Raw genomic sequence first — 12,172 nt, forward strand, 5'->3', positions numbered from 1 at the left:
AATGTGTTTCGTTAGCAGTTACACTGCTTGTTGCTGTAAATTTTCTAAGCTGATTTCTTTCACGTCTACCAACTTATTTAGCTGGCTGGTTAATAGATGAATAGGCTTATCGCTATCGACCGTCATTGCTATCGTATATTGAGCTTCATCGGTATTAAGCTGAAAATGCGTAAGGTCAAAACCACGGTGACGCACAACACGTAAAAAGCGCTCCACCGCAATACTTTGGTTTTTCAATGCAATAGTTAAGCTGTGTTTCATTGTGCTTTCTCCGTAATCATTTCGTCATTTGCAGCCCCTGGTGGTACAAGCGGCCATACGTTTTCTTTATCATCTATACAGGCATGTAAAATATACGGCCCTTCGCTGTTTACCAGTGCAGTGATTGCATCGTCTACTTCGTTGGCTTTAGTAATAGTTTGCCCAGGAATACCAAATACCGCCGCTAACTGAACAAAGTCAGGGTTATCTGAAAGATTGGTTTCAGAGTAACGCCCTTCAAAAAACAGTTCCTGCCATTGACGAACCATACCTAAGCGTTGGTTATCTAATATTAGTATTTTTACTGGTAAATTGTTACGACGTATAGTGGCAAGCTCTTGAATGTTCATCATGATTGAGCCATCACCCGACACCGTTATTACAAAATCGTCTGGGCGTGCTACTTGTGCGCCAATAGCCGCCGGTAAACCAAAGCCCATAGTGCCTGCGCCACCACTACTTAAGTGATTACTTGGGTGGTTAAATTTCATATGTTGCGCCACCCACATTTGGTGCTGGCCTACATCGCAGCACACTACGCCTGTTTTTGGCATACGCTGGCTTAACTGGTTCAATAAATACGGGGCAAATACTTTTTCGCCTGGGTAGTCGTAACGCCATGCGTGTTTTTCGCTCATGAGCTTATTTGTATCGCACCATGCTTTAGGTGTTACAACACACTCAAGTGCGGGTAATGAGGTTTTTAGATCAGCAATTAAGGACGCTTTAGCAGGTTTGCGTTTACCTACTTCGGCCGAATCAATGTCTAAGTGAATTACTTTTGCTTTGGCTGCAAATTTGGCTAAGTTGCCCGTTACGCGGTCATCAAAGCGCGCGCCTATACATACAAGTACATCACACTCTTGTACTGCTATGTTAGCCGCTTGTGTGCCGTGCATGCCTAGCATTCCTAAGTAGTGCTCGTAATCTGGTAACACACTGCCTAGCGCTTTTAATGTTGATACCGCTGGCATTTGTGTTTTGTTTAAAAACTGCATTAACTCATTTTGCGCATCGGCGGCTTGTACGCCACCACCTACATACGCTACTGGCTGCTTTGCTTCAGTTAATAACTGGTTTGCAATGGCCACTTGGTTTAAATCAAGCTGTGGTAAATATTCATCAGCAGCTAACCAAGGTTTAAAAGGCACTTGCGCCATTTGAATATCTTTTGGAATATCTACAAGCACTGGGCCTGGGCGACCACTTTGAGCTAAATGCATGGCTTCTTGTAATATTTCAGCTAAGTCTTCTGGGCGCTCTACCATGTAGCTATGTTTAGTACACGACAGTGACATACCTAGTACATCGACTTCTTGAAATGCATCTGAGCCAATAGCGGCAGTCGGTACTTGGCCTGTAATTGCTAATAATGGCACTGAGTCCATCATTGCATCGGCAAGTGCTGTTATTAAGTTAGTAGCGCCAGGGCCTGAGGTAGCAAAACAAACGCCTAATTTGCCTGTGCTGCGAGCATAACCCACTGCGGCAAAGCCAGCACCTTGCTCGTGGCGAGTAAGGTAATGCTTTACAGGCGCGCCATACAGCGCATCGTAAATGGGCATAATAGCTCCGCCAGGGTAGCCAAATACTTCATTTACGCCGTGCTTGGCTAATAAATCGATTGTTAGTTCTGCGCCTGTCATTAATTAATCCTCATTCCTCAGTGACAACCCAATTACATACTTACTTAAAAAACTTATAGCTAATACCAATCCGCAATAATACTTAATTATTTTTAGGGGGCTAAAAGTGTCGCTATCTGCGTTAAAAAATTCTCATTTAGAACAACTAAATAGCGAATTTTTTGCCTTGCTATCAACATCACTTAATTAAGCGAATTGGTATAAAATTTTTAAAACTTTGTGCTTAAAACTAAAAAGCCCTCCGAACGGTTAGGTGCGGAGGGCTTTTTAATGCTTAAGTTTATAGCACTACGAAGCCCTCGCGGGAATAATCACCACGATAATAATCAGGACTAGGTTAAGTGCATTTGTAAACATGTAATTAATACCAAAATGTGTTCATTTGTTACGAAGTAATACTCTTCGCTCTGTATATGTATTTGTACCGCGCTAAGGCGAGTAAGTCAACACCAAACTTAATTCAACAAAAGAGCAAAAAGCGACTTTAAACGGATTTTAAATTCACAACAAAAGGCTTAAATGAAAAATTTATACCTTAATTTGCATCAAGTAAATTCACTAGCCCCATAATAGCCATATAGGGCTTGATTAATTTTTGATACATTGTAGTACAAATAACAGCGCAGCACGGTAAATAACTTAAAACTTTGCTAATTAGGCAGGTTTACTCCGCGAGCCCTATTACGCACCACTCAATTACATTCACCCAATTTAAACAAGGTGCCCTAGTGCAACTAAACTCATAAGCGCATTTAAAAGTGTTTAATATAACCAAATAGGTTTATTAAAGCGCTTTAATTTAAGCTAGTATTTAGGCAACTCAATTAGATTTAAGGACAAACCATGCAAGCCCTCACTCGAATTAGTCAGTTTTTTATACTGGCACTTTTTATAGCAACTAGTTTTAATAGTGTCGCAGCACCGGCATTATTTAAAGTAGAAAAAAACGGTACTAGCTCTTACTTGTTTGGCACGGTTCACGTAGGCGACGCCAGCATGGAAGGCTTACCAGAAAAAGTAACTAAGGCTATAGATCAAAGCGAGCAAGTTGTTGTTGAAGTAGATATTAGTAAACTCACGCCTTTGCAAATGCAGCAGCGTTCAATGCCCTTTATGATGCTTAAAGATGGCAAAACATTACAAACAGAACTCTCAAAACAAAACTACAATAAGCTTAAAGACTACTTTGCTAAAAAATCGATTGATATAGCTATGTTTAATGGCCTCAAACCTTGGGCTGTAATGGTAACCATGATGCAAATTGAATTTCAAAATGCAGGTTTTTCTGACCAAACAGGCATAGACAAGCAAGTACTTGCTTACGCTAAAAAGCAAAATATCACGATTGGAGAGTTAGAAACGCTAGAGCAGCAACTACAAATGTTTGATGGCATGGCTTTGCTCAGTAATGAAATGATTGAAGAAACGTTTGAACAGCTTGCCGATATTAATACTTATTTTATTAAGTTAGTAAACGCCTGGAAAAATGGTGATATGGATACGCTGACTGAATACTACAACATGAGTTTTGACGAGAGTAACTACGGTGAAATAAGCGAGCAAGTTATGCTAGTTAATCGTAATAATAAATGGGTGGAGCAATTAGTGCCTCGCTTAACTAACGAAAAGCTATTTATTGCTGTAGGCGCGCTGCACTTACCAGAGCAACACGGTTTAATTAAACAGTTAACTGATGCAGGCTTTACCATTACTCGCCTATAACGTGGCGTTAAAGGTTGGGCATAATCAGCCCAGCCTTTAATTAAAATCTTCCATTTTTAAGTAATGCTCAATCCCTTTAATTTTGTCTGCCGCATGGTGATTTACATAAATTACAGTGCTGGTATTTGCGGCACAAATTTTCTCTATTAATATTAGTACTCGCTGTCTATTTGCTTCATCAAGCCCCAAACAAGGTTCATCTAAAATAAGTAACGTGGGGTGTTTTACCATAGCACGTACTATTAATAGCATGCGCTGATCGCCGTATGAAAGTTGCGTAAATGAGCTATTTTGTTTATCGCCTAACCCAATCAACGCTAACCATTGCTTAGCTGTATTTACCTGTGACTCTGTTGGCTTTTGATATAAGCCAATGCTGTCGTAAAACCCAGAAATAACCGTATTCAATGCCGATATACTTACTCGATAATCCATATGCAGTGCATTTGATATATAGCCAATATGCTGTTTTATATCCCAAATACTTTCACCACTTCCGCGTTTAAAACCAAATACCCGAATATCATTGCTGTAGCATTGAGGGTTATCCCCAGTTATTAAATTTAATAAGCAGGTTTTACCTGAGCCATTTTTACCACTCAATTGCCAATGTTGATGTTTATTAATTTGCCAATTGAGATTTTTAAATACATCAACCCCAGCGTAGCTAACCTTTGTATTACTAAGCTTAACCAATGTAACGGCGGTATACTCTGCACGGCCTTGGGAGTCATCCGGTTGAGGTATTTCTAAAGCGGTATGGGTTAAATGCAGTAGTTTAAGCAAGTCAGCACGCTGCTCTGCGTTTGGATTATTAAGTACATGCTGCAACTGCCCCTGATTTACATAAGCGTAATGAGTAATAAACGGTGGGATTTCATCAAGCCTATTTAACACAAACACAAAGTTAATTGTTGAGCTAAGTGTTTCTAATAAAGTGTTTAGCACCTCACACGAATGTTTATCTAAGCCATCATATGGCTCATCTAGTACCACTAAATCAGCATGACTACTTAGCGCATTTATAAGTAGGAGTTTACGGGTTTCGCCGGTAGAGAGATCTCTAAAATGCCTCTCTAAAAGGGCGCTGTAATTAAAGGCATCTATTAGTTTTGTACGTAACTCATGGTTGTAGCTACTATTTTGAGGGAAGATAAAATCTTTTACTAAGCTGTGATGTTCATGCTCAATTTCATTTTTGATTAACTGCTTTTGCACATCAGATGACACAAGCTGCGTGCTATTAAAGGTACTTTTAAAAGTACCACTTTGCTGCTTAGCTTCACCCGTTAATGCGGCGCTCAATGCCGATTTACCTGCGCCATTAGCGCCTAATAATAGCCAGTGCTCACCAGCATTCACTTGCCAACTTAAGTCATTAATTGTGAAACGGCTTTTACCTTGCCCTTTTAAATAACCACTAAATTGTTCAAATACAACACTTTGCACAATACTGCCTTCACCATAAGCTAAATAAACAATTTAACGTATAGTAAATTGCTTTAGCAAGCGTATTTAATTGCGTATTAATTTATTTCATTAGCTATGCACACATTTACTAATGCATCAGCCACTGCCTGCTTACTTATGGGTTTATGAATATGCTCACTCGCGCCATATTCATAAATCAAGTCCATGTCTTCGGCTGAGGTATTTGCTGTAACAACGATTATCGGCATGGTTTTATTTAGCTCTTTGCGTATTTTTTTAGTCGCTTCAAAGCCATCCATGACCGGCATGTTTAAATCCATAAACACCACGTCATAGTCAGCCTTACCTACCTTTTCGCAGGCTTCTAGGCCATTTACAACGCATTCATAGTCCACACCTAACGTTGCCAAAATACGTGTGAGTAACAAGGTGTTTAATTCGTTGTCTTCAACCACAAGGCAAAAAAGCTTTTTTTCAACTTCTCTTTCTGTTTGCTGGTTAGTAATTTCAACCGGCAAGTTAAGCGTAACATGAGCGCCACACGCTGTGTTGTTTTTAAATGAAAGCGAACCATGCAGCGCTTTAACAACATACTGCGCCCGTGTTAATCCCGTTCTTAGGCCTTGAAAGTGGTTAGTTTGTTTAAATGAGTCAAACTCTAGTTCTGTTATTTCGTTAGAAAAACCACACCCACTATCATTAACGGTTAATTGTAATTGCGAGTTTTGCATGTTTGCAGCAACTTCAACCTCGCCCTTGTCGGTAAACTTTATTGCATTGCTAATTAGCTCGGTTAATACATGCTGTAAGCGCTGATGATCTAACTTACAAAAACAATTAAGAGACTCATCAAAATGAGTGATTAATGTTAACCCTTTTTGCTGCGCTGCATACTCATACGCCAATACCACTTTGTTTATGGATTCTAAAAGGTTTTCGTTTTTAAGAATTGGCGCCCACTTTCCTGTGCTTAGTGCTTGTAGGTCTTGTAGCTCATCAAGCATAGATAGAAGTCTAAGGGCGCAGTAGCTTGCTTGCGTTTTAATATTTTGCTGCTCGGCATTGATGGTTAGCTCATCAATCGACGTAATTAATCCCTGTAACGGTGTTCTAAATTCGTGGCTTGCTCTGGCAATAAAGTGCTCTTTGTTTTGGCTCATTTGCGCTACAAAGTCCTTTTGTTTTTGAAGAGCTGTTAAGGTGCGTTCCACCTCTTTTTCCATCGGCATAAACACAAATCTTAGCTCAACGAGCAATAACACCATGGCGACTAACCAGCACAGCAATTCTAAATTAGACACGCGGTTAACTTTTTTCACTGCATGTTGCTCAAATAAAGTAACCGCGCGGTCAAGCTTAGCTAGCAGGTTTTCTACATGTGCTACGTTGAGCACCTGTGTGTCTACCTCGCCTTTTTGGTACAGCAGCCAACTAGCTTGGGCAATAAATTCATTCACTTCGCTATCTAGATTAGCTGGCTCAGCAAAGTATAACTTTACTAATTCTGGCGTTAAATAACGGTAACTACTACCTTGCTTAGTAAGTAATACCTCATGAGCTGTTTTAAATTGTGCGAGAGAGTGTTCGAGGGAATTGGTATGGGTAGCAACATCGATTCGTGATGAAAGAAGTTCATTGCTATGCCAAGCAATTTTTTGCGAGAGCATGCGCTGCTTACCTGCCATATTAATAATTTTGGCATCGTACTTTTGTACAGAAAAGCCATACTGCAGCAACAATGCTGAGCCACTTATTAACAGAGCAATAGCAATAAGCGCCCATCGGTAACGCTGTCTTACATTGGCAATAATTTTAAACATACAAGGCCGCTTTTTTATTTTAAGTGTAGCCTATATATAGAAAACTCAACATCAGCTTTAGTAATTATATAAATAAAAAGCCCAGTAACATGACTGGGCTAAATGTATTAAGTGTGAGGCAAAAAGGGCAATACTTGCGACACTTTTGTAATTACCAGTTAGCGATTTTCTAATCGGTTGTAGTCAAACATACCAAATTCAACGCCACGATACTCTTTAGCTACTTGGTGCATTATGTCGCTGTATTTCCAAAACTCTGGATGTGAGCGACGAATACCAAATTTTACTTTTATTGCAGCATAATCTGCTTCAATTTGCATCATAGGTAATAGCTGTGCAAACTCACCCACTTCATTTTGATCATTTAAATACCAAATAGCCGCAGGGTAATCACCAATAAAGCCTGGCACTAGGGTGGCGGTATCTTCATCATAAGCGCGCTGCCCATCTTCATTTAATAAGCTGGAAATATTGTAATGCGCGTTGTGATGAATAAGCGTATAAGCTTTATGTGAAGCATCGTCTTGCTTAACCAAAATATACGATAACTGCGGTAATAAATTTATAGCTTTAGCCGGCATATTGTTTAGTGCATTTAATGGCGTGGGTACTTTTGTGTAGTCGTAGTGCTCACTCAGTACTGGCGCTAAAGTTTGCTTAACTAACCCATACAGCTCGTGTTGTGGATCATCCGTTTTATATTCAATACCGCTAGGTTGGCTAAACTCTCGGTTGTTTTTAAAAAACTTAGATAAGCTTGGCGGAGACTTTCTATACCAGCTTTTTTTAATTTGATGGCGCTTCGCTTCAGGTAATAAAGCCAAAAAGTTTTGCTCACCCTCTAAACGTAAAAAGTCCATGTATAGGCGGGTCACTAATTGGTGGCCGATATTTCCGTATACATCAAAGCCTGCAACAAGTAAGTAATGAATACGCTCAAATAGCGCATAATCTAATACCCACATAGTTTTAGGCTCTTGACCAATAAAGCCTTTCACTACCGTGGCACTATCAAAATGGCGAAATATTGTAAGCGCTGCATTTTTGTTATGCCCTTCACCTTTCCACAATAGGTCGGTTGTTAAATGCTCTCCGTTTTTAAACATCTCGTTAGCCAGTTCAACTTTGGCTTGTAAGTACTTTTTCTCACGCACTGAGTATTTAACCCAGCTAGAGATAGGCAATGCATTGCTTTCTTCTGCTGCAGGTAATTCAAGGGCTTCTTCGTGCTGAAGTAACATGTCTTCAACTGCTGGAGTCGCGACTTTTTCAGGGTCTGCAAAGGCAACCCAAAAATGATCGTTAATCACATTAAGTGCAATTTGGCCGCGGCATACAGGGCCCTTAATAAAGCCCATAATAATTAGCTCAGCCTCATCAAGCATAAATTGATACTTAGAATTAATAGGAATTACTTCAAACGTTTTAAAAGGATTAGATGCCGCCTCGCTCTTATAACTTGGCATTTTAGTAACCGTATAATCGGGAGCTATAAATTGCTCATAAATACGTGCAAGCTTTGCATCATCAAGCTTTAGCGGTAAATGTGTTTTTGATAAAACAGTTGAGCGGTCCTGTAGTAAACGGTAATACACACGGCTTACTTTAGGGTCATCGTATGGTCGGCGCGTATTAATTAGCTTAATTTCTTCGCCTGGCGGCGTACTTGAACGAACCAGTTTAAAAAAGCTCTGTGGTTTATCAGAACCAAAATAAATATGGGCTAAAAACCAATGCTCGTAAATATAACGTGCGGCTAATTGGTATTTTAAGCTGTCTTGATTTAAAAACGCTTCCCAGTTTTTAACGTTTGTTAGCTCGGCTTTGGTGGGCGGTTTAATATGCGCCATTTTTCCACCGTCTTTAAGCCACTTTTGTAAATGATAAAATTCCTGGCTAGACACGCCCGGTAAACCGTAAGGCATACCGCCATGAGGCTGCTCTGCAGCTAAACGATCGAATTCTCCCATAGTGGCGCATGTTTGAGAGCGGCTAAGTGAAAAGTCAAATTCATCATCAAGAATTTCATTCTCTGGTAAGGGTGCACTTTGCTTAAGCACTAATGAATTAAATAACACCCCACCGGCAAGGTTTGCTTCTGGGTTTTGGTCACGTTCGTTAAGTACCGGAGTAAAGCCCTTTTTACGCCATTGCTCAGTGCTGGTTGCATCAAATAATAACCGGCTTGGTGTAGTGGCTAATAGCCGTGTACCATCATAAACAAGCTCTTTGCTTAGCCCTCTATCTATCCCTTCAGGGGAAGAAAGCTTTAGCTGACATGGCGCATCATAACAGCCATGGCATACTACACAGCGTGTATCTAGCACAGGTTTTACTTCTTGCAAAAACTCGGCACCAGCACCTGTATCATGCGGCACTATACGCTGCTGCGTTTGTTCATCACCAAATAAGTCGTTGTAGTGAGCATTGCCTAAATAAGCACACCCGCTGAGGATAATAAGGACGAATGTACTGATCAGAATTTTTTTCATTCTTCATCCTCATCACCCAGGTCGAAGGTTGGCATCATATCCATTTGTGGAGAGACAAAAGTCTGGTTGTCGTGGGTATTTAACACCACACTTAACAGTGGGCCGTGGGTCAGCGTTATTTGTGCATCGTGCTCTTGGTTTAACAACGCATTAAATTCGCTGCTATGCGGCGCAAGCTCATACTCTTTTAAACTAATAGCGATACTGCTATCAGGTGCTGGGTTTTGGCATATCTGCGTCAGTAGCTCATCATCAAGAGCAAATGAAATGTCTAAATCGGGCTTTTCTACATCTCGCTCACTAAGCGACTCATTTAAAATAAATAACGGTAAGGTTAATTTACTATCTTGTTCAAATTCCATTGTGCTCTCTTGCTGACTGAGGGTGTAATTACCCGCCATTATAGCAAAAAAGCACATAATTACTGCGCCTAAATAACCACACTAAAGTCTAAAATTTAGCCTTAAGCGCTGTTAATGACTAAGCTTTAATATCATCCATTGCCGATTCAATAATAGAAAATACAGCCCCTTGAGGGTCGCAAATAACACTAAAACGCCCTACATCAGGAATATCTGTAGCAGGTACACACACTTGCCCTCCAAGAGTCGCCGCTTTTTTTACATAGCTATCGCAGTTATCCACGGCGAAGTAAATCATCCAATGGGGGGGTACGTCTTGTGGCCATTCATCAGTCATTTGTAGCATGCCTGCTACCGGCTTACCTGCAACTAAAAACAAGGTGTAATCCATACCTTCCATAGGCTTTGTTTCACTTTTCCACCCCAGTAGTTCACAGTAAAAATCACGGCTTGTTTCACTATCGCGCGTTGCCATTTCATGCCAATAAGGCGTGTTGAGCTCACAAGGACGCTTACATCCTATATGCTCTTTACCTTGCCACAATGCCACCGTGGCACCCGCGGGGTCTTTAAGCATTAACATACGCCCTGCATCCATAACATTGTGAGGGCCTGCTATAATTTGCGCACCGAGCTCTTGCGCCTTAATTGCACATGCATCAACATCATCTACGGCAATATAGGTAAGCCAGTAGCTAGGCGTAGAGGCCACTTGCTCTTTAGGCATTTGATACATGGCAGCAATATCGTCACCTTGCTTTTGTAGCATAGTGTAATACTCATCATCGCCAATGGGCTGATCGTCATTTCCCCACTCAAACAACGAGGTATAAAAAGCTTTCCCGTCTTGCCAATTATGAGTACACAGTTCAGCCCAGCAAAATATACCTTGCGGATAATTATTTTTATTATTCATCGCCCATTTCCTGTTGTAAATTTAAGCCATTTTTAGCTTAGGCTAATACCCTGTAAGTGTCGATAGTTATTCACTCAATAAACCTCCTTATACATCAGTGACCACTTCTACTCGGGCTTTGTAAAGCCAGCCCAAACAGCATTATTTACATTAACGCAAAGCAGCTAAAAGCTGATAGCTAAACACTAATCACTTTTCTTCAGGCATTAAAAAACCCGAGGCTAAGCTCGGGTTTTTATAGTATTAATTAACTTAAAAGTTAACTATTACTCTACGATAGTTGCTACAACACCAGCACCTACAGTACGGCCACCTTCACGGATAGCGAAACNAATTATTACTCTACGATAGTTGCTACAACACCAGCACCTACAGTACGGCCACCTTCACGGATAGCGAAACGAAGACCTTCGTCCATCGCGATTGGCGCGATTAGAGTTACTGTCATCTTAACGTTATCACCAGGCATTACCATTTCTACGCCTTCTGGTAACTGTACGTCACCTGTTACGTCAGTTGTACGGAAGTAGAACTGTGGACGGTAACCTTTGAAGAAAGGAGTATGACGGCCACCTTCATCTTTAGAAAGTACGTATACTTCTGAAGTGAATGTAGTGTGTGGGTTGATTGAACCAGGCTTAGCTAGTACTTGACCACGTTCAACGTCTTCACGCTTAGTACCACGTAGAAGTGCACCAATGTTCTCACCAGCACGACCTTCGTCAAGAAGCTTACGGAACATTTCAACACCAGTACAAGTAGACTTAGTAGTCTCTTTGATACCAACGATTTCAACTTCGTCGTTCACGTTGATGATACCAGCTTCAACACGACCAGTTACTACTGTACCACGGCCTTGGATTGAGAAAACGTCTTCGATAGGCATGATGAATGGCTTATCGATGTCACGCTCTGGCTCTGGGATGTAAGAATCTAGTGCTTCTGCAAGCTCAACGATCTTGTCTTCCCACTGCTTTTCGCCTTCAAGTGCTTTAAGAGCAGAACCTTGAATTAGTGGTAAGTCATCACCTGGGAAGTCGTATTCAGAAAGAAGTTCACGAACTTCCATTTCTACTAGTTCAAGTAGCTCTTCGTCGTCAACCATGTCACATTTGTTCATGAATACAACGATGTAAGGTACGCCAACCTGACGAGAAAGTAGGATGTGCTCACGCGTTTGTGGCATAGGGCCGTCAGTCGCAGCTACTACTAAGATAGCGCCGTCCATTTGAGCAGCACCAGTGATCATGTTTTTAACATAATCGGCGTGTCCAGGACAATCTACGTGTGCGTAGTGACGAGTTGGTGTATCGTACTCAACGTGAGAAGTTGAGATTGTGATACCACGCTCGCGCTCTTCTGGAGCGTTATCGATTGATGCGAAATCTTTAGCAACACCGCCGTATACTTTTGCAAGTACGTTAGTGATTGCTGCAGTTAGTGTAGTTTTACCGTGGTCAACGTGGCCGATTGTACCAACGTTTACGTGCGGTTTTACGCGTTCAAACTTTTCTTTTGCCAT

The 12,172-nt window shown here is 41.0% G+C and carries 9 protein-coding genes; 1 reads left to right on the forward strand and 8 read right to left on the reverse strand.

Annotated elements, in window-relative coordinates; translation table 11 throughout:
• Window positions 1–18: 18 nt before the first annotated feature.
• Together ilvM and ilvG are read right to left on the reverse strand one after the other, a co-directional pair.
• Window positions 19–261 (reverse strand): acetolactate synthase 2 small subunit, encoded by a 243-nt coding sequence (gene ilvM, locus AN390_RS11640; RefSeq protein ID WP_004589295.1) that lies wholly within the window; start codon window positions 259–261, stop codon window positions 19–21.
• Complete coding sequence (gene ilvG / locus AN390_RS11645) at window positions 258–1,907, reverse strand: acetolactate synthase 2 catalytic subunit (RefSeq protein WP_055254676.1); 1,650 nt, start codon at window positions 1,905–1,907, stop codon at window positions 258–260. Before ilvG ends, ilvM begins: the two co-directional genes overlap by 4 nt.
• An 843-nt stretch (window positions 1,908–2,750) precedes the next feature.
• Between ilvG and AN390_RS11650 the strand changes: the two genes are divergently transcribed.
• A complete protein-coding gene (locus AN390_RS11650) occupies window positions 2,751–3,629 on the forward strand; it encodes a TraB/GumN family protein (RefSeq protein ID WP_055254678.1) in 879 nt (292 codons plus the stop codon).
• Window positions 3,630–3,665: 36 nt separating this feature from the next.
• Here the strand turns inward: AN390_RS11650 and AN390_RS11655 are convergent, their stop codons facing one another.
• From AN390_RS11655 to tuf, 6 genes are all read right to left on the reverse strand, one after another.
• Window positions 3,666–5,078, reverse strand: a complete 1,413-nt coding sequence (locus AN390_RS11655) for an ATP-binding cassette domain-containing protein (RefSeq protein WP_055254680.1) — start codon at window positions 5,076–5,078, stop codon at window positions 3,666–3,668.
• A gap of 77 nt (window positions 5,079–5,155) precedes the next feature.
• Complete coding sequence (locus AN390_RS11660; RefSeq protein WP_055254682.1) at window positions 5,156–6,880, reverse strand: response regulator; 1,725 nt, start codon at window positions 6,878–6,880, stop codon at window positions 5,156–5,158.
• 158 nt (window positions 6,881–7,038) lie between these two features.
• Window positions 7,039–9,372: a fatty acid cis/trans isomerase gene (locus AN390_RS11665; protein WP_029774303.1), complete on the reverse strand. Its 2,334-nt coding sequence runs from the start codon at window positions 9,370–9,372 to the stop codon at window positions 7,039–7,041.
• On the reverse strand, window positions 9,369–9,734 hold the full coding sequence (locus AN390_RS11670) for a hypothetical protein (RefSeq protein ID WP_029774302.1): 366 nt from the start codon (window positions 9,732–9,734) through the stop codon (window positions 9,369–9,371). Before AN390_RS11670 ends, AN390_RS11665 begins: the two co-directional genes overlap by 4 nt.
• Before the next feature lie 118 nt (window positions 9,735–9,852).
• Window positions 9,853–10,650: a VOC family protein gene (locus tag AN390_RS11675; RefSeq protein ID WP_054982956.1), complete on the reverse strand. Its 798-nt coding sequence runs from the start codon at window positions 10,648–10,650 to the stop codon at window positions 9,853–9,855.
• A gap of 337 nt (window positions 10,651–10,987) precedes the next feature.
• Window positions 10,988–12,172 (reverse strand): elongation factor Tu, encoded by a 1,185-nt coding sequence (gene tuf / locus AN390_RS11680; protein ID WP_004589660.1) that lies wholly within the window; start codon window positions 12,170–12,172, stop codon window positions 10,988–10,990.

The sequence above is a fragment of the Pseudoalteromonas sp. P1-11 genome, from assembly GCF_001399995.1.
GTDB lineage: Bacteria > Pseudomonadota > Gammaproteobacteria > Enterobacterales > Alteromonadaceae > Pseudoalteromonas > Pseudoalteromonas atlantica.

What these genes read in the sequence shown, in the direction of transcription:
- AN390_RS11650 (WP_055254678.1), top strand. Translation starts at nt 2,751, where the DNA reads ATGCAAGCCCTCACTCGAATTAGTCAGTTTTTTATACTGGCACTTTTT.
- tuf (WP_004589660.1), bottom strand. Translation starts at nt 12,172, where the DNA reads ATGGCAAAAGAAAAGTTTGAACGCGTAAAACCGCACGTAAACGTTGGT.
- ilvM (WP_004589295.1), bottom strand. Translation starts at nt 261, where the DNA reads ATGAAACACAGCTTAACTATTGCATTGAAAAACCAAAGTATTGCGGTG.
- AN390_RS11660 (WP_055254682.1), bottom strand. Translation starts at nt 6,880, where the DNA reads ATGTTTAAAATTATTGCCAATGTAAGACAGCGTTACCGATGGGCGCTT.
- AN390_RS11675 (WP_054982956.1), bottom strand. Translation starts at nt 10,650, where the DNA reads ATGAATAATAAAAATAATTATCCGCAAGGTATATTTTGCTGGGCTGAA.
- ilvG (WP_055254676.1), bottom strand. Translation starts at nt 1,907, where the DNA reads ATGACAGGCGCAGAACTAACAATCGATTTATTAGCCAAGCACGGCGTA.
- AN390_RS11670 (WP_029774302.1), bottom strand. Translation starts at nt 9,734, where the DNA reads ATGGAATTTGAACAAGATAGTAAATTAACCTTACCGTTATTTATTTTA.
- AN390_RS11665 (WP_029774303.1), bottom strand. Translation starts at nt 9,372, where the DNA reads ATGAAAAAAATTCTGATCAGTACATTCGTCCTTATTATCCTCAGCGGG.